The sequence below is a fragment of the Halomonas binhaiensis genome, from assembly GCF_008329985.2.
Taxonomy (GTDB): Bacteria; Pseudomonadota; Gammaproteobacteria; order Pseudomonadales; family Halomonadaceae; genus Halomonas; species Halomonas binhaiensis.
On record NZ_CP038437.2, the window covers coordinates 22,510 to 39,683 of the forward strand.

16 protein-coding genes are annotated in these 17,174 nt (G+C 57.9%); 6 read left to right on the forward strand and 10 right to left on the reverse strand.

Annotated features, from left to right (window positions below; all coding sequences use genetic code 11):
- Positions 1–4 precede the first annotated feature (4 nt).
- Positions 5–1,543, reverse strand: coding sequence for a putative basic amino acid antiporter YfcC (gene yfcC, locus E4T21_RS00105; protein WP_149282402.1), 1,539 nt, complete (start codon positions 1,541–1,543; stop codon positions 5–7).
- Between the two features lie 173 nt (positions 1,544–1,716).
- Between yfcC and E4T21_RS00110 the strand changes: the two genes are divergently transcribed.
- The 3 genes from E4T21_RS00110 to bla all read left to right on the forward strand — a co-directional run bounded on the left by E4T21_RS00110 (position 1,717) and on the right by bla (position 4,241).
- On the forward strand, positions 1,717–2,616 hold the full coding sequence (locus tag E4T21_RS00110) for a MurR/RpiR family transcriptional regulator (protein ID WP_187775065.1): 900 nt from the start codon (positions 1,717–1,719) through the stop codon (positions 2,614–2,616).
- A 142-nt stretch (positions 2,617–2,758) separates the two neighbouring features.
- On the forward strand, positions 2,759–3,169 hold the full coding sequence (locus E4T21_RS00115; RefSeq protein ID WP_149282406.1) for a hypothetical protein: 411 nt from the start codon (positions 2,759–2,761) through the stop codon (positions 3,167–3,169).
- Between the two features lie 202 nt (positions 3,170–3,371).
- Positions 3,372–4,241: a class A beta-lactamase gene (gene bla / locus E4T21_RS00120; RefSeq protein WP_149286957.1), complete on the forward strand. Its 870-nt coding sequence runs from the start codon at positions 3,372–3,374 to the stop codon at positions 4,239–4,241.
- A 79-nt stretch (positions 4,242–4,320) separates the two neighbouring features.
- Here bla and maiA read toward each other — a convergent pair whose 3' ends face one another.
- From maiA to hmgA, 3 genes are all read right to left on the reverse strand, one after another.
- A complete protein-coding gene (gene maiA / locus E4T21_RS00125; RefSeq protein ID WP_149282408.1) occupies positions 4,321–4,959 on the reverse strand; it encodes a maleylacetoacetate isomerase in 639 nt (212 codons plus the stop codon).
- Positions 4,960–5,024: 65 nt separating this feature from the next.
- Positions 5,025–6,041 (reverse strand): fumarylacetoacetate hydrolase family protein, encoded by a 1,017-nt coding sequence (locus tag E4T21_RS00130; RefSeq protein WP_149282410.1) that lies wholly within the window; start codon positions 6,039–6,041, stop codon positions 5,025–5,027.
- Positions 6,042–6,092: 51 nt separating this feature from the next.
- Complete coding sequence (gene hmgA, locus E4T21_RS00135; protein ID WP_420827748.1) at positions 6,093–7,397, reverse strand: homogentisate 1,2-dioxygenase; 1,305 nt, start codon at positions 7,395–7,397, stop codon at positions 6,093–6,095.
- A 600-nt stretch (positions 7,398–7,997) separates the two neighbouring features.
- Between hmgA and E4T21_RS00140 the strand changes: the two genes are divergently transcribed.
- Positions 7,998–8,543, forward strand: coding sequence for a MarR family winged helix-turn-helix transcriptional regulator (locus E4T21_RS00140; protein ID WP_149282412.1), 546 nt, complete (start codon positions 7,998–8,000; stop codon positions 8,541–8,543).
- Positions 8,544–8,669: 126 nt separating this feature from the next.
- Here the strand turns inward: E4T21_RS00140 and E4T21_RS00145 are convergent, their stop codons facing one another.
- The 6 genes from E4T21_RS00145 to serA all read right to left on the reverse strand — a co-directional run bounded on the left by E4T21_RS00145 (position 8,670) and on the right by serA (position 15,693).
- Positions 8,670–9,092, reverse strand: coding sequence for a Rieske (2Fe-2S) protein (locus E4T21_RS00145; protein ID WP_240349242.1), 423 nt, complete (start codon positions 9,090–9,092; stop codon positions 8,670–8,672).
- On the reverse strand, positions 9,070–9,906 hold the full coding sequence (locus E4T21_RS00150) for an IclR family transcriptional regulator (RefSeq protein WP_149282414.1): 837 nt from the start codon (positions 9,904–9,906) through the stop codon (positions 9,070–9,072). Before E4T21_RS00150 ends, E4T21_RS00145 begins: the two co-directional genes overlap by 23 nt.
- Positions 9,907–10,070: 164 nt before the next feature.
- Complete coding sequence (locus tag E4T21_RS00155; RefSeq protein WP_149282416.1) at positions 10,071–11,420, reverse strand: uracil-xanthine permease family protein; 1,350 nt, start codon at positions 11,418–11,420, stop codon at positions 10,071–10,073.
- Between the two features lie 185 nt (positions 11,421–11,605).
- Positions 11,606–12,985, reverse strand: coding sequence for an 8-oxoguanine deaminase (locus E4T21_RS00160; protein ID WP_149282418.1), 1,380 nt, complete (start codon positions 12,983–12,985; stop codon positions 11,606–11,608).
- A 331-nt stretch (positions 12,986–13,316) separates the two neighbouring features.
- Positions 13,317–14,258, reverse strand: coding sequence for a DMT family transporter (locus tag E4T21_RS00165; protein WP_149282420.1), 942 nt, complete (start codon positions 14,256–14,258; stop codon positions 13,317–13,319).
- A gap of 184 nt (positions 14,259–14,442) precedes the next feature.
- Positions 14,443–15,693 carry a phosphoglycerate dehydrogenase gene (serA, locus tag E4T21_RS00170; protein WP_149282422.1) on the reverse strand — a complete coding sequence of 417 codons (1,251 nt, stop codon included), beginning with the start codon at positions 15,691–15,693 and terminating at the stop codon, positions 14,443–14,445.
- 280 nt (positions 15,694–15,973) lie between these two features.
- Here serA and E4T21_RS00175 point away from each other — a divergent pair, with 280 nt between their 5' ends.
- Both E4T21_RS00175 and ispA read left to right on the forward strand, forming a co-directional pair.
- Positions 15,974–16,288, forward strand: a complete 315-nt coding sequence (locus E4T21_RS00175) for an exodeoxyribonuclease VII small subunit (RefSeq protein ID WP_149282424.1) — start codon at positions 15,974–15,976, stop codon at positions 16,286–16,288.
- Positions 16,275–17,162 (forward strand): (2E,6E)-farnesyl diphosphate synthase, encoded by an 888-nt coding sequence (gene ispA / locus E4T21_RS00180; protein ID WP_149282426.1) that lies wholly within the window; start codon positions 16,275–16,277, stop codon positions 17,160–17,162. Before E4T21_RS00175 ends, ispA begins: the two co-directional genes overlap by 14 nt.
- Positions 17,163–17,174 lie beyond the last annotated feature (12 nt).

The window sequence follows — 17,174 nt, forward strand, 5'->3', positions numbered from 1 at the left end:
TTCCCTAGACGTAACCGATCATGACGGCCCCGATGACGGCGACAGACGACATGACGAAGAAGATCAGTGCGAGCTTCCAGATGTGTACGACCCACAAGACCCAGTCGATGCGAGCCACTCCCAGAGTGCCGATCAGGGCCGAGGAGGTGGGAATCAGCATATTGGTCATGCCATCCCCCAACTGGAAGGCGAGTACCGCGACCTGGCGTGTCACACCGGCAAGGTCGGCCAGTGGCGCCATCAGCGGCATGGTCAGTGCCGCCTGGCCGGAACCGGAGGAGACAAGGAAGTTGAACATGGACTGGAAACTCAGCATCACCCAGGCAGAACCCCAGTCAGGCAGATGATCGAAGAGCCCGGCAATCGCATGCAGTATGGTGTTGAGCACCGAAGGGGAGGTCGGGTCATCGCCGCCCAGCAGCAACACGATGCCCTTGGCCATACCGACAATCACGGCAGCAGGAACCAGGTCCTTGACACCCTGGCGAAAGGACACGGCAACCTCGTTCACCCCCATGCCGCGCAGGCGGAATGCCACGCCAATGGCGCCTGCAGCGAGTCCAATGATGAAGAACTGTGTGGCGATTTCAGGAATGTAGTAGCCCCAGGCCATGACGCCCCACACCACCCAGACGATCCCCAGTGCGAAGGTCACGATAACCAGCCAGCTACCGATACCGAATTCTGTACGTTCCTGCTCGACTTCGCTGAGGTGAGCGCGCCAGTATTCATCGGCCTTGTGGCTGAGAGAGCGTGCTGGATCCGCCTTGACCCTTGCGGCATAGCGCATGGTGAAAAATATGCCGACGAGTACGAAACAGGCCCACATGGCCATGCGGAACCCCGCGCCGGACAACAATGGAACATCGGCAATCCCCTGGGCAACGGCGACTGAAAAAGGGTTCATCCAGGAGGTGGCGAAGCCAATCTGCGAGGCCATGTAAGTGATCATCACCGCGGTCATGGCGTTATAGCCCATCATCACCACGATCGGTGTGAGGATCATGGCGAAGGCGATACATTCCTCGCCAAGACCGTAGACCGCCCCACCCAATGCAAACAGAGTGAAGATCACTGGAATGAACAGGGACTGACGATGCCCCATTCTCTCGATGGCACGCTTGAGCCCCTGCTCGATGGCGCCAGTGCGGATAATGACGCCGAAGGCTCCACCGACAATCAGAATGAAGGCCATGACGCCAATCGCAGAGCCCCACTTCGAGCCTGCGGTCAGGCCTTCGAACATGAAGTTGAAGAAGCCAAGGCCGCCACCACCCTCGAACAGCGTGACGCCTGTGTCGGTGTCTTCAGACAGACGGTAACTGTCCGCCACCAGCACGGTTCGTGTCTTCTCTGCGCCGTCCTGTAGATAGCTGATATCTTGGGTGTCGAAGGTGCCGGCGGGGACAAGATGCGTCGCCAGTGCTGCGAGGATGGCGACGAAAAATACGATGACAAAGGTGTCGGGGATCTGTTCGCCTAGCCTGAAAAGCGGCGTACTGTCTCCGCCGGGAGAGGCGCGCAATGCTGATTTTCTTGTCATTGTTCTGCTCCATTGTTTGAAGTCACCGCCTGAGAGGCCTATCTCGTAGACTGGGCGGTCAGATATGAGGTACCGCTTCTTCATCTCGATCGAGGCAGTCAACTGCGGTTGACAGGTATGACAAGGTTCATGCTACATGATTTTTTTCAGAGAAATAAATAATGAAAGAAAAAATGTCAAAAAGTCACTGGTCCACTACCGCAGATCAGCAATTTGCTGACTCGCCGGTGGGGCAGCAGGTACTGCATTTACTTCAGCAAGGGTCTCGGTCGCAGCGTCAGCTTTCCGGGCATATCCTGCGTGACCCGGTCTATGCCGCGACTCATGGCATTGAGGATCTGGCTGCCTCGACGGGTATCTCGGCCTCGACCATCAGCCGCTATGTCAAGGATCTGGGCTTCAGCGGATTTGCGGATTTTCGCGCTCATCTGGCCGATGCAGTGCATGCCTTGATTGGTCCTGTCTCGAAGATTGGTGAGCACTTTGAATCAGCAGATACGGGAGGGAGTACCACAGCTGAAAGCCTTGCCGCTGCCGTTGAGCAGTTGCAGGCGTTGCGCGACCCAGGGTTTGCCACTGCAGTCGCAGAGGTACGACAACATATTGCTGAAGCCAGGCAGGTGTGGGTCATGGGGTTTGGCCTCAGTGCGCACCTGGCTGCGATGCTGGCCATGGGGCTGCAGCCCTATCGCGACGCGGTCAACACGGTGGTGGATATGGGGGGAAGCGAAGTGGCTGCTGCGCGGTTGGCCAATATTGGTGCTGATGACCTGGTCATTGCCATCACCTTTCCGCGTTACTCCGCCGACCTGGCGCGCTTGGCTGAGTATGCTGGCCAGCGCAGTGCGAGAGTCGTCGGCATTACCGACTCGCGAGCGGCACCGATCAGCGTCCATTGCGATCACCTGCTGTTGGCCTCGGCAGGTCACCCGGTATTGTCGGCATCCTGCCTCCCTGGGCTAGCTGTCATCGAGGCGTTGGTCAGTGACTACATTCTTTCCGATCCAGCGAATGTCGAGCGTTCAGCACGACTGGCGACGGTGATGGCGCATTATCTTTCGGCGCCACGTTAGCGAATGCTGTGCGAGCAAACAGTATGCTGAAACTGGTGAGGTTACAGGTAGTGGCGTCATTTGTTGCCTACGCTAGTGATCGAGCTGAGAGGTTTGACAGCTATCCATGGACAACAAGGTCGAGATCAGGAGCGCAGGGAGCATGAATCGATATCTATTGGGCTTTAGTGCGGGCTTTCTCGCGGTGCTGTGTTTTCACCAGCCGGTGGTGGGGCTATTGCATGCCTATGGGGTGGTCCCTTTCGCTCCATACTCAACACAGGCCGCGGCGCCATTGGGAGTGCCGGCCTGGTTCTCGGCCAGCTTCTGGGGAGGAGTCTGGGGGCTGGTCATGATTGCCATCTGTTCTGCACGGAAGGTGGATGTGCTCAGTTGGTGGCAGTCCGGGCTGTTCGGTGGCATTGCCCTGACACTGGTCGCCATGCTGGTGGTGTTCCCACTCAAGGGGCGCGGGATCAACCTGGCCATCTTCCCTATCGGGTTTCTGGTCAATGGTGCCTGGGGGATGGGCACCTGGGTATTGTTGCGTGCCTGGCAACCTGCCGGGAAATAATGTATTTCAAAGTATTGTTTAATGTGATGCTGTCGCGATAAGCCAGGGCAGAAGGTTCTGGCGGTCGGGGTAGTGTCTTTTCCATGGAATCTGGTCGTGTGAGAAAGGTCGGCGGATGACCACTGACGCTTTTCGTACAGGATCTAGCTTTTTGCAGCAAAAGGAGGTTGTTGTGCAGCGTTCATTCACGCGGCGGGAATTCATGCAGATATCGGGTGCGCTGGTGGCGGCCGGTGCGCTAATGGCAACGGGTGTACCTTTGGCGTGGGCTGAAGATGATGAGCTGTCTCGGGCTCTGGAGGATACCGAAGCGCGGCTTGGTGCTCGGTTGGGCGTTTCGATCCTTGATACGGAAACAGGAAAACTCTGGCAGCACCGCAACGATGAACGTTTTCCGTTGAACAGCACTTTCAAGGCGCTGGCCAGTGCGGCGGTGTTGGCGCGAGTCGATGCAGGAGAAGAAGACCTGGATCGGCGGATCACCTTTACCGAGAGTGACCTTGTGGATTGGTCTCCCGTGACAGAAAAGCATGTTGGTGACGAGGGCATGACCCTGGGCGAACTGTGTCAGGCGGCGTTGCAATGGAGTGACAACAGCGCGGCAAACCTGGTGCTGGATGCCATCGGTGGTCCTCAAGGCTTGACCGAATACATGCGTACTCTTGGTGATGACGTGACGCGTCTCGATCGCTGGGAAACCGAGCTCAACGAGGGCACGCCGGGCGATCCGCGAGACACGTCGACACCAGAGGCCATGCGCCAGAGCCTGCAGAAGGTATTGCTGGGAGAGGCACTATCAGCTGAGTCCCGCCAGCAACTGGAAGACTGGATGCTGGGCGATAAGGTGGCGGATGACCTGCTGCGCGCAGCGATCCCTCAGGACTGGCGCATTGCCGACAAAACCGGCGCGGGAGGCTACGGTTCCCGCAACATCGTCGCAGTGATATGGCCACCGCAGCGCCAGCCTGTTATCGCGGCCATCTATATCACCGAGACCGAAGCCAGCATGGACGAGAGCAATGTCGCTATTGCCGATATTGGTCGGGCGTTAGTGCAAGTCATGACGAAGTAAGGCCGATGTTCGGCCAGGGTTGAAAATCCAGGGTACGGATAGCCCGTACCCCAGGATTCATGTCTGCGACTGAAAGCATTCAGTTGGCGTCAGCTTGAGCTTCCGGCGCTGCCTTGGCAAAGGCGGGCAGTGCTCGGGCACGTTCGGTAATGGCTTGAATGCTAGGGTAAGGGCTCAGGTCGCACTTGAAACGCTCGGCGTTGAACACTTGAGGTACCAGGCAGGCGTCGGCCAGCGTCGGGCTGTTCCCATGACAGAAATCTCCACTATGGCCATCGTTCAGCATGGCTTCCAGTGCGTCGAAGCCGGTAGCGACCCAGTGGCGATACCAAGCCAGTTTCGCCTCTTCGGACACACCCAGCTCACCGGTCAGGTGCTTGAGCACCCGCAGGTTATTGAGTGGGTGAATCTCACAGGCAATGACCTGGGCCAGGGCCCGCACTCGGGCGCGTCCTTCCAGATCGGTCGGCAGGATGGCCGGAGTCGGGTAGCGCTCTTCCAGGTATTCGCAAATCGCCAGCGACTGGTTCAGGGCATGCCCTTCATCTGTCACCAATGTTGGCACCAGGCCTTGGGGGTTGCGCGCCAGATTGGCATTCGTGCGCTGCTCCCCCTTGACCAGATTGACGGGAAGCTGATCAAGCTCCAGCCCCTTGAGGTTGGCGACGATGCGTACGCGATAAGCCGCTGATGAGCGGAAGTAGCCGTACAGTTGCATGGAGTGTGGCTCCCTCTGAATGAAGCATACCGCCCCGGACAAGATGAAGGGGCGGCCATATGCCATCAGGCCTTGTACTCGACCACTTTCTGGTCGATCGCACCAAAGATGCTGTTGCCGTTGGGGTCAAACATCTCGATGCGAACTCGGTCGCCAAAGTGCATGAAGGGCGTTTTCACCTGACCATGCAGGATCTGTTCGACCATACGCACTTCTGCCAGACAACTGTAGCCGACACCGCCATCGATAATGGGCTTGCCAGGGCCGCCGCCTGCATCCGGGTTGGATACGGTACCGGAGCCGATAATGGCACCCGCGCCGAGGTGGCGAGTCCTTGCAGCATGGGCCACCAGTTGCGGGAAGTTGAAGATCATGTCGGGTCCAGCCTCGGGCTCACCGAACTTCTCGCCATTGAGATGCACGGTCAGCGGCAGGTGCACGCGACCGTCCTTCCAGGCATCTCCTAGCTCGTCCGGTGTCACGCAGATAGGAGAAAAGCTGGAGGCAGGCTTGGCCTGGAAGAAGCCGAAGCCCTTGGCCAGCTCGCCAGGGATCAAACCGCGCAGACTGACGTCATTGACCAGCATGATCAGCTTGATGTGACCTGCAGCCTGCTCCGGGGTGACGGCCATGGGCACGTCATCGGTGATCACGGCGATTTCGCCTTCGAAGTCGATGCCATGTTCCTCGCTGACAGCTTCGATATCGTCCTGGGGAGCCAGAAAGCGATCGCCTCCACCCTGATACATCAAAGGGTCGGTCCAGAACGTTTCCGGCATCTGAGCATTACGTGCCTGGCGTACCAGCTTTACATGGTTGAGGTAAGCCGATCCATCGGCCCAGTGATGAGTGCGTGGCAGCGGCGAATGCAGAACGCTCTGGTCGAGAGCAAAGGCCCCTTCGGCACTGCCGCTGTTCAGCGCTTGATAGACTTCGTCCAGGCGCGGCGCCAGCTTGTCCCAGTTCTCGATGGCCTGTTGCAGGGTGGTCGCGATCTGCGGCACGCGTACAGCCTGGCTCAGGTCGCGAGATACGATGATGAGTTCGCCATCACGGCCACTCTTCAGAGATGCGAGCTTCATACGGAAATCCTTGTTCAGGGAAGTTTGTTCAGAGAAGTTGTTATGTAGTGGTTAACGTTGGCCAGGATTGAAGTGGGACTTCAGGCCCTGCCATACATCGACGTAATTGCGCTGACGGAAATCGGCTTCCAGTGCCTGTTCAGTAGGGTGGAAGACATAACGACTCTCGAACATGAAGGCCAGGGTAGCCTCTTGATATTGTGGTGCCAGTTTCGCTTCGCTGGCCTTCTCGAAGGTGCTGGCATCAGGGCCATGAGGTGACATGCAGTTGTGCAGGCTGGCACCTCCGGGGGTGAAGCCTTCGGCCTTGGCATCATATTCGCCGTGGATCAGCCCCATGAACTCGCTCATCAGATTGCGATGGAAGTAGGGCGGGCGAAAGGTCTTTTCGGCCACCATCCAGCGCGGCGGGAAGATGACGAAGTCGACGTTGGCCATGCCTTCAGTGTCGGACGCAGAAGTCAGCACGGTGAAGATCGATGGATCCGGGTGATCGAAGCTCACCGTGTTGATGGTATTGAAGTTGGCCAGGTCGTATTTATAAGGCGCGTAATTTCCGTGCCAGGCGACGACATCCAGGGGCGAGTGGTCGAGGCTGGTCGTCCACAGACGACCAGAGAACTTGGCGACCAGTTCGAAGTTACCGTGAAGGTCTTCATAGGCGGCGACCGGGCTCAGGAAATCGCGCGGGTTGGCCAGACCGTTGGCGCCGATAGGCCCCAGACCGGGCAATTCCAGGGGGCTGCCATAGTTTTCGCAGATATAGCCGCGGGCGCTGTCGTGACCGTCAACCAGGCGCACCTGGAATTTGATGCCGCGCGGTATGACGACGATCTCGCCATTGCCGGCCTCCAGGGTGCCTAACTCAGTACGGAAGAGCAGCGTGCCCAGTTGTGGCACGATCAGAAACTCACCATCGGCATTGTAGAAGAAGCGTTCGGTCATGCTTTTGTTGCAAGCATAGACATGCACGCCGCAGCCGGTCTGGGTAGCGGCATCACCATTGACAGCAATCGTGGTGAGACCATTGATGAAATCGGTAGGTGCCTGTGGTAGCGGAGCAGGATCCCAGCGCATCTGGTTAGGGTCGGCAGCGGGTTTTACCAGTGGTGAGGTGGCCAGTCCGCCGCTGTTAAGTGGGCGATAGGCGCTTTGGGCTACGGATGGGCGGATGCGATACAGCCAACTGCGCAGATTATGGTGGCGTGGTGCTGTGAAGGCCGACCCTGTTAGTTGCTCTGCATAAAGGCCGTAGGCACAACGCTGAGGAGAATTCTGTCCCTCAGGCAAAGCTCCGGGTAATGCCTCGCTGGCGAAGTGATTGCGAAAGCCGGATTGGTATTCGAGTTCAGGCATGATGGATTCCTCAGCAGAGAGCTGATCGGCATGTGGTGCAGACGGTTTGATCAAGAAGCCTCCAGAAGCAGTGTGAGGCTATATCACTATCATCAGGATAGTTGCTTGTGAAACTAATTGTCTAGTCGAGCATGAAGAAGAGCGATGGAGTTCTGATAAAAGAGGATGGTTATATATATTTATCAAACAGTTAGAGAGTGGTTAGACATAGGTCTAGCAAGGCAGAGGGGAATATTTTTATGACAAGATTAAGCTTTTGATAAATATGCTTTTATCGTGTGGATGAATAAGGTGCTTATGTAGAAGAGTGATAGGAAAACAGCAGAGGAAACAAAAAGCCAGGCTTGATACCTCCACCTTTCTTGTCATGAAAAAGGTTTCAATAGAGACTAATGTGCTGGTGGGTCCAGGCTGGTCCAGTAGTGGCCGGCAGTTACGGCCTTTGTCGCAATATCAGTGATCATCTGGTCATCAATGCTGCTGTTTCCCCCAGATTTATAGAGGGGCACTGAGCGTTGCTGGTGTTGATGTTCCCCGGTATCGTGCTGTTTTTACCGCATTTGCTCCATTGCTGTCGGAGCATGTACTCGGAGTTTCCCCATGGCCAGGAAAGAGCCGTCGTCGAATGCCAAGCCAGAGTTGAATCTGGAGCAGTTTCTACCCTATCGGCTCAACAGCCTGGCCGACCGTGCCAGCCAGGCATTGGCACGGGAGTATGCCGAGCGGCATCAACTCAATGTTGCCCAATGGCGAGTGCTGGCCTGGTTATCTTATCTCGATGAGTTGACGGCTAAGCAGATCTGTCAGGCTACGCGCATGGACAAGGCGCGGATTTCCCGGGCGGTACAGTCATTGGAAGACCGAGGCTTGATTCGTCGGACGCCATCATCACGAGATCAGCGAGTTCATGACCTGTGCCTGACGGAGGCGGGGAAGGTATTGCTGGCCACGCTGATCCCCGAAGCCCGCCAGTGGGAGTCCGATCTGGTGGCCACCCTCAGCGTTGGTGAATATCGCGATTTGCTCAATCTGATGGACAAGCTGGAGCGCCAGCTCGACCGTCTGGAACAGGCAGATGGACCTCGGCCACAGGATCGTTCCGATGATCGGATAGAGATGTCCGAGAGCGATAATCCAGAGGAGTAGTCGCTCGGGGAGTCAGGGAGGATCTGGCTAGTGCCCTTTCCAAAAGACCCCGTTTCACAAAAAACCGATTCATCATGTGAACCGGTTCTTGCGCTTGTGAATGTGCCATCGCTGGAGCATGGCGCCTCATTCCCCGATCAATAACCAGCCTTCATCATCCTCGACGACTGGTACGGGATCCAGAGCTTCACCTGTTGAAGGCCCGGAGATACATTCGCCGCTATGTACCTGAAACGTCGCCTGATGGGCTGTACAGATCAGCAGGGAGGCATCCTGGCTCAGCACCTTGTCACCTCGGCTATCCAGTGGCAGATATTGATGGGGACAGGCATTCACGTAGCTGTATAGCTTGCCTTCGCTACTGCGCACCATGAGCAACGGGAAACGGCCATTCTCGCTTTCGACACTGACACAACGGCTTTCACCTGCGTTGATCTCGCATGCCTTCAGGACCCTGGTGCCAGAGGGCGGTGCACTGCGGTAGCTGCGCCAGGCATGATTCGCCACCGGACTCATGACGCAGCCCTCACGGCCGGAAGTTGCTGGCATCAGGGACGCGCCCACCCAATAGAGCGGTGATCTCGGCGGCTGTTTCGCGGATCAGTTCTCCAAGCCCGGCCAGGCGAGTATCGGGGATACGCGCCACCGGGCCAGAGACAGAAATGGCTGCCAGTGGAATGCCGTGTTCATCATGAATGCAGGCAGCAACACAGTGCAGGCCAATAGCATGTTCTTCACGGTCGCAGGCGTAACCATGCTGACGGATTTCTGCCATGGCCTGGCGCAGGGTGGCAGGGGTGCTCAGCGTATTGGGGGTTACCTGGTCGAGGCCGCGTTCGGCCAGCACTCTTTCCAGCTCATCGTCAGGCAGCCAGGCCATCAGCGCCTTGCCGACGCCGGAGGCGTGCAGAGGCGCTCGAGAGCCCAGGCGCGTGATCATGCGCATCATCTGGGGTGACTCGCTCTGGGCCAGGAACACCGCTGTTGCACCATCACGTACGCCGAGGTTGGCGGTTTCTCCCGTGAGGTGGGTGAGCCGACGCAGAAAAGGACGGCTGGCACCGACAAAGTCCCGCGCTTCCAGGAAGCTATTGCCTATGCGGAAGGTCTTCACGTCGATGCGCCACAAGCCAAGGGCTTCGTCCTGGGTGATGAAACCTTGGCTTTGCAGGGCTTGCAGCAGCCGGTGAGTCGTTGAAGGAGCCAGGTCCGCCTGTTCAGCGACATCCGACAGTGCCAGGCCTCCGGGGTGTGCAGCGAGAAGTTCAAGCAGGTTGAGTCCGCGTACCAGCGATTGACTGTGCCCTGCATTGGACTTGCCTGATGCCGGGCGTCCGGCCGTTCTGCGTTTGCCTTCCGTCACCTCATGCTCTCCGTAATACGGCTGGATATATCAGCGTTTAAGCATACCTGCTGAGGGTGCAGCTGTCGCGTTTTCGGAAAAGTATTCCACGAAAGTTGATAGTGGCAGTAAAACGGCCTGTTCATAGAGCAGGCCGCTTGTGTCACGCATGCATAGTGTAGCGCTCAGACGCTATCGCGGAATTCGCGGTCACGCTGGGGCAGTATCAGGTTGAGGACGATAGCGGCGATGGCGCCAGGGATCAGGCCAGACTCGATGATGGCTTTGACATTGTCACTGAATCCGGCGTAAAGCCCTTCTTGCGCTGGCAGGCCAATTGCCATGGACAAGGCGACACCAATGATCACCATGTTGCGCTTGTTGAATTCGATATGAGACAGCATCTTGATGCCAGCACTGGCAATCATGCCAAACATGATGACTACGGCACCGCCAAGCACCGCATTGGGAATGCTGGAAATGATGGCGCCGAGCTTGGGCACCAGGCCGGCCAGTAGCAGGAAGAGGCCGCCAATGGCCACGACATAACGACTGACCACCCCGGTCAGGGCCACCATACCGACATTCTGGCTGAAGCTGATCTGGGGAAATGCGTTGAAGATAGCGGCGAACACGCTGGCCAGGCCATCGGCCATGACTCCGCCGGACAGCTCCTTGGCAGTAGGCTCTCGGTCGAGGCCGCCGGCCGTGGTACCGACGATATCGCCGATGGATTCGGCACAGGTAACGATGGCCAGCAATACGACCGGAATGATGGCGGCAAGGTGAAACTCCAGGCCAATGTACATTGGTACTGGCAGGGATAACCAACTGGCATCGCCGATGCGATCGAAGCTGATGTAACCGAAGGCGCTGGCAGCAGCATAGCCAGCAACCAGACCAATCAATGGTGCGGTTTCCGACCAGATACCACGCCCGAACTGGTGCAGGCCAAGGGTGACGACCAGGACCAGTGCACCGAGCAGGAGATTATGTGTCGCTCCGAAGTCTGCTGCACCGAAGCCTCCTCCCCAATAGGCCAGACCTACTGGCATCAACAGAACACCGAGCATGACGACGAAGGTGCCGGTGACCACCGGGGGGAACAGGAAGCGGAAGATAGGCAAGAACAAGCCAACCAGGGCCATGGCAATGCCGCCGCATAGTGCTGCACCAAGTGCAGCGGGCAAGCCCATGCCGACGGCGATGGGGATCAATACTGGTACAAAGCCGAAGCTGGTGCCCATGACGATAGGCAGGCGCGCACCAATGGGGCCAAGCCCAAGGGACTGTACCAGGGTGGCGACACCCGCCACGAACATGGCCGCTTGAATCATGAAGGCGGTTTGGTCTGGAGGGAGGTCGGCGGCGCCAGCGATGATGATGGGAACGGTGACGTTACCCACGAACATCGCCAGCACGTGCTGCAGACCAAGAGGAATGGCCCGGGTAAGCGGCGGCATGGCATTGACGTCACGGGTACTGCGTACCCGGCGTTCTTCTGCGCTTTCAGTGGTCGATTCATTAGTTGGCATGAAAGGGTTCTCCTGTTGTCGTTATAGAAACCCCGGAGACCGTGTGCTGTGTTCGCCCGGTCCTTCCGGTGCGAACTCCAGTGGTCACGGTGACCGTATGAAATGTTTTATGTGCCGCTCTACCGTCTTGCCTGATGGCGTTGCTTTATTATCGACGTTCTAGATCAACACCTTAGGCTGACCTCTCAAACCTGCTTACGTAGCTCCCGGGCAGCGGCATCGTGACGTGCCAGCAACACTTCCAGATCGACATCCAGGGGCATGCCACCGGCCACGCGCCACTGGCCAGCGACCATCACTCGATCGGCACGATGGGCACCACATAGCAGCAGGGCCGCCAGTGGGTTTTCTGCTCCGGAAAAACGCGCTTCATCCAGCTTGAACATGGCTAGATCAGCCTGCTGTCCGGGCTTGAGACCACCAATGTCGGTGCGTCCCAGGCAGCCGGCAGAGCCCTGCGTGGCCCAGCGAATCACATCCTGATGGCGGACCTGACTTGGTGAGTAGCGCAGGCGCCCGATCAACAGGGCCTGGCGCATTTCCTCGGCCAGGTTGGAATGGTCGGCGGAGGCTGAACCATCCACGGCCAGGCCAACAGGGCAACCTGCCGCCTCCAGCTCCAGCGTTCGGCACATGCCGGAGCCGAGCACCATGTTGGAAGATGGGCAGTGAGCAATGCCGGTACCAGCCTGGCCCAGGCGCTGCACTTCCTCGTCATTGAAATGAATGCCATGTGCCAGCCAGGTACGGTTGGTTAGCCAGCCAGTAGCGTCCAGGTAATCCAGCGGGCGCATGCCAAACAGTTTCTGACAGTAATTGGTCTCGTCTTCAGTCTCGGCCAGGTGGGTATGCAGCCGGACGTCCTTCTCTTCGGCCAGGCGAGCACTTTCCTGCATCAATTCACGGCTGACCGAGAAGGGTGAGCAGGGAGCCAGGGCCAGGGTGATCATGGCGCCTTCACCACGCTCATGGTAGGCATCGATCAGGCGAGTGCTTTCGGCAAGGATGGTGGCTTCATCCTGCACCACCGACTGCGGCGGAAGGCCGCCGTCTTCTCTGCCAACACTCATGGAACCTCGGGTCAGGGCGGCACGCACCTTGAGTCTTCTGGCTGTCTCGACCTGAATGTCGATAGCACTCTGCAGTGCCCCGGAGAATACATAGTGATGGTCTGCCACTGTCGTGCAGCCACTCATCAACAACTCGACCATAGCCAGCTCACTAGCCAGGGCCAATTGATCCTCGGTGAGATTGGCCCAGACGTCATATAGCGTTGTCAGCCAAGGGAACAGCTCCTTGTTGAGCGCCGGCGAATAGGCCCGGGTCAGCGTCTGGTAAAAATGATGATGAGTATTGACCAGGCCTGGCAGCAGTACATGAGAGGAAGCGTCAAAGACCTGATCGACAGGAGTGGTTGGCGTCGCGCCTTGAGGCACGGCTTCGACAATACATTGGCCCTGAATCACTACGCCACCAGCTGCCTCCGGATCGCTGACGGCAAGAGGGTGGCGGATCCACAGGGTGTTCTGGGCGGTATCAAGGGAAGATGCAGTGGTCTGGATCATGTTGTCCTCCTGGGTGACTTCGCTAGGCGAAGGGTTACCCAAGCATCTTGGCCCGCCACGAGGCTCGCTCTCGGTGGGATACCTGGTTCAGGTGCCTTCGCTGGGACCTGCTCGGCAAGGCAGAAGAGAAAGGGCTCTCTTCCTTGTGGTGCATGAATGCCGAGTGTGTACCAGTTTGGTGCGCAATGTTGTGCTGTTATTGTGTACAAAATGAAAGGACGGAACAGGGATGTCAAGCATCCCTGGAAAGGCCGGCTTATTTCGGCTTATACGAATGTAAGGTGTTATTGGGACAAGGAGTACGATGGCCGAAGGGGAAGCACTGAATGCATCAGTGCTTCTCTATAGGATGTCCATCCGATGGCGCATCGTCTTGCTGGCTGCTGAGCCGTTGAGCCGAGCGCTTGGCCAGTCGATCACCAAACAGGTAGGCACCCAGGGCAACCAGGATCAATACGGCACCCAACAGCATGGAAAGTGATGGTGACTCCTGATTCAGCAGCATGCCGAGCGTCATGGCCAGTATTGGTGTGATCAGTGTGACCAGTGCCACGGTGGCGGCATGCAGGCGTGACAGGATCAAGTAATAGCAGAGGAAGCCGATCAGTGAACCAAACAGGGCCAGGTACAGGACGGCCCACAGGCCTCGATGTGTCAGAGGTACCCACAATGGTTCTCCACTGGCCAGCCATATCACCAGAAAGCAGGGCATCGACATGGCCAGCGCTCCCACTGTCTGGGTAAGCGGTTGCAGGCCCGCGGCGACACGTTGCACGGCAATCCCGCTGGCGCTGAACAGGGTCACTGCTGCGAGCATCATGATCAGTGCCGTCAACTGCTGGTGTCCTCCCAGTGTCAGGCTATCGGCAAAGACCACGGCAAGGCCGGCGACCCCCAGGGCACAGCCGATCCAGTGCCAACGCTTGAGTCGGGTGGCGCCGGGAAGTGCCTGAAGAATCAGGCCCGAAATCAGTGGTGCCATGCCGAACATCACCGAGAGCATGCCGGAAGGCAGGAACTGAGAGGCGTGATAGCTCAGCGCCATGGCGCCGAATACCCCCGGGACGGCTGCCGCATAGCTGGTCAGCGCCTTGCGGTCGAGGCGAGGAGCACGACGTAACAGCAGAAGAATCAAGGCGCCGGCCGCTAATGCCAGCCCCATGCGCAGCATGACGCTGCCGACGGGAGCGCCCGCTTCAGCGCTCCATTTGATGGCGAGCGGTGTCGAGGCCCATACCAGTACCACGATAAGATAAGCCAGTCCGGTTGGCATTCGGGGTGTCCTTTCTCAAGGCTGAGAATCACAAGGCTGGAAGAACGTAAATCGCCACCCCGGAGGATGGCGATTCTGCACAACTAGAGACTAGCGCGGGATGCCTCGGGAGGAAACCCGTTTTAGGCAAGCAGGCTTTTAGCCTGCATGCTTGTTAACCTGCGTGGTTTTAACCTGCACGGTCTTAACCTGCGTAGTTGGCTTCGGAATACAGCACGCGTACACGCAGGGTGTGCTTGACCTCACGCAGCGCTTCCAGGGCCTTCGGGCCATAGGCCTTGTCCACATCGATGACCACGTAGCCGACCTTTTCGTTGGTCTGCAGGTACTGGCCGGAGATGTTGATGTCGTTCTCGGACAGCACCTTGTTGATTTCGGACAGCACACCTGGAACGTTGTCGTGAATGTGCAGCAGGCGATGCTTGTCCGGGTGCGCCGGCAGTGCGACTTCGGGGAAGTTGACTGAAGTGATGGTCGTTCCATTGTCGGAGAAGGTGACCAGCTTTTCGGAGACTTCGACGCCGATGTTTTCCTGGGCTTCCAGAGTGGAGCCGCCAATGTGCGGGGTCAGAATGACATTGTTCAGGCCGCGCAGAGGGCTGACGAATTCTTCGTTGTTACCCTTGGGTTCAACGGGGAAGACATCGATGGCAGCGCCATTCAGGCGGCCTTCCTTGATAGCTTCGGCCAGTGCTTCGATCACCACCACGCTGCCGCGGGCGGCATTGATCAGAATGGCACCGGGTTTCATCAGAGCGATTTGTGCTTCGCCGATCAACCAGCGGGTAGATGGCAGGTCAGGTACATGCAGGCTGACAACGTCGGAGCGAGCCAGCAACTCTTCCATGCTGGCGACCTGACGGGCGTTGCCCATGCCCAGCTTGGTGACGACATCATAATAGAGAACGTCGAAGCCAAGGGATTCAGCCAGCACGGAGAGCTGTGAGCCAATGCTGCCATAGCCGACGATGCCCAGTGTCTTGCCTCGTGCCTCGTGGCTGTTCTTGGCATTCTTCATCCAGCCGCCCTGATGGGCAACGATGTTCTTCTCGGGGATGCCACGCAACAGCATGATGGACTCAGCCAATACCAGCTCGGCTACCGAACGGGTATTGGAGTAAGGCGCATTGAAGACTGGAATACCACGCACCAGGGCAGCGGTCAGGTCGACCTGGTTGGTGCCGATGCAGAAACAGCCTACCGCAACCAATTTTTCTGCTGCCGCGAACACTCGCTCGTTGAGTTGGGTACGAGAGCGGATGCCGATAAAATGGACGTCACGGATCTTTTCGATCAGTGATTCTTCGTCCAGTGACGTCGGAATATGTTCGATATTGGTGTAACCGGCGTTGAGAAAATTGTCCACTGCACTCTGGTGGACGCCCTCGAGCAGCAGGATCTTGATCTTGCTCTTGTCCAGGGACGTTTTGGCCATGGTCGAATCAACCCCTTGGTTGCGGTAGCCGATGGTGGCTAGGTGGTGAGAACCCCGACTGGCGGGGCTCGAAATCAGGGCACACAGATTACCACATGCACGTCTTCTGACGTTGAAAATGCATGCAGCACAATATGAAAGCGCTGCAAGTCCGTACTGGCTGAACTTGCATTGCCAATGCAACTGGGCAGAGGCATCCATAAGGTGGACGTGTATACTATTGCTCTTTGATAGCGCGCTTTTGTGCGCACCCTTTTAGACAACCCCGTGAACCCTGAATATGGCCAAGCAGGACACTCGACAACAGGATGCCGATGCGGAGCCTCGGCCTCGCGATGAAGAGCCTCAGGATTTCGCTGCTTCCATGGAGCGACTCGAGACGCTGGTCGAGCAACTGGAATCTGGAGAGCTGTCCTTGGAAGCTTCTCTCGAGGCCTTTGAGCGCGGTGTGGTTCTGGCTCGCGATGCTCAGCGGCGCCTGAACACAGCAGAACTCAAGGTTCGCAGCCTGACCGAAAGCCAGGATGGCGGCATGCAGTTGACGCCTTTCAGCACCGGTGAGGAAAACCCGGTGGAGAGCGATGGTGAAGGCTGATGTACTGACCACCCGGTTGGCGGAGGACCGCGCCCGGGTAGATCGTTACCTTGAAACTCTGTTCTCGCAACGACAGCCTGTTGATGTGCGTCTGGATGATGCCATGCGCCATGGCCTGCTGGTCGGTGGCAAGCGCCTGCGCCCGATACTGGTGTATACCGCTGGCCGTGCCCTGGGCGCAGAAGAGTTGGAACTTGATGCCCCGGCCGCTGCCATAGAGCTGATCCATGCCTACTCTCTGGTCCATGATGACCTGCCGGCGATGGATGACGACGACCTCCGGCGTGGTCAGCCGACGGTGCATCGTGCCTTCGATGAAGCAACCGCTATTCTGGCAGGTGACGCCTTGCAGACGCTGGCCTTCGAAGTGCTGGCGACATCGTCTTCGACACGGCTTGCATCGCTGGTTGGCACGTTGGCCCAAGCCTCTGGCCGTGATGGCATGGTTGCTGGTCAAGCACTGGACCTGGCGGCAGTGGGGAGTTTTCCCGACCTGCAAGCCCTGGAAACCATGCATCGTCACAAGACGGGGGCATTGATTCGTGCTGCGGTGCGCCTGGGCGGGTTGGTCGCGGTGGATGAAAATGACCCGCGTCTTGCTGCCCTGGATGCCTATGCGGCGGCGATAGGCTTGGCCTTCCAGGTTCACGATGATGTCCTTGATGTGACTGGCGATACCCAGACCCTGGGCAAGACGTCCGGGGCTGACGCAGCACGTGATAAACCCACCTATCCCGCCCTGCTCGGGCTCGATGGCGCCAAGGCCAAGGCCAATGCGTTGATCGATGAAGCGCTGCAAGCGCTTGCCCCCTTGGGGGATAGCGCCCAGACACTGGCCGGGCTTGCTCGTTACATGATCGAGCGCGACCATTAAGGATCACAGGGC

Excerpts from the sequence above, each read along its gene's own strand:
- E4T21_RS00165 (WP_149282420.1), bottom strand. The coding sequence starts at position 14,258 with ATGCCAACCGGACTGGCTTATCTTATCGTGGTACTGGTATGGGCCTCG.
- E4T21_RS00110 (WP_187775065.1), top strand. The coding sequence starts at position 1,717 with ATGTCAAAAAGTCACTGGTCCACTACCGCAGATCAGCAATTTGCTGAC.
- hmgA (WP_420827748.1), bottom strand. The coding sequence starts at position 7,397 with ATGCCTGAACTCGAATACCAATCCGGCTTTCGCAATCACTTCGCCAGC.
- E4T21_RS00130 (WP_149282410.1), bottom strand. The coding sequence starts at position 6,041 with ATGAAGCTCGCATCTCTGAAGAGTGGCCGTGATGGCGAACTCATCATC.
- E4T21_RS00155 (WP_149282416.1), bottom strand. The coding sequence starts at position 11,420 with ATGCCAACTAATGAATCGACCACTGAAAGCGCAGAAGAACGCCGGGTA.
- E4T21_RS00140 (WP_149282412.1), top strand. The coding sequence starts at position 7,998 with ATGGCCAGGAAAGAGCCGTCGTCGAATGCCAAGCCAGAGTTGAATCTG.
- E4T21_RS00145 (WP_240349242.1), bottom strand. The coding sequence starts at position 9,092 with ATGCCAGCAACTTCCGGCCGTGAGGGCTGCGTCATGAGTCCGGTGGCG.
- bla (WP_149286957.1), top strand. The coding sequence starts at position 3,372 with ATGCAGATATCGGGTGCGCTGGTGGCGGCCGGTGCGCTAATGGCAACG.
- serA (WP_149282422.1), bottom strand. The coding sequence starts at position 15,693 with ATGGCCAAAACGTCCCTGGACAAGAGCAAGATCAAGATCCTGCTGCTC.
- E4T21_RS00115 (WP_149282406.1), top strand. The coding sequence starts at position 2,759 with ATGAATCGATATCTATTGGGCTTTAGTGCGGGCTTTCTCGCGGTGCTG.
- yfcC (WP_149282402.1), bottom strand. The coding sequence starts at position 1,543 with ATGACAAGAAAATCAGCATTGCGCGCCTCTCCCGGCGGAGACAGTACG.
- E4T21_RS00160 (WP_149282418.1), bottom strand. The coding sequence starts at position 12,985 with ATGATCCAGACCACTGCATCTTCCCTTGATACCGCCCAGAACACCCTG.
- ispA (WP_149282426.1), top strand. The coding sequence starts at position 16,275 with ATGGTGAAGGCTGATGTACTGACCACCCGGTTGGCGGAGGACCGCGCC.
- maiA (WP_149282408.1), bottom strand. The coding sequence starts at position 4,959 with ATGCAACTGTACGGCTACTTCCGCTCATCAGCGGCTTATCGCGTACGC.
- E4T21_RS00175 (WP_149282424.1), top strand. The coding sequence starts at position 15,974 with ATGGCCAAGCAGGACACTCGACAACAGGATGCCGATGCGGAGCCTCGG.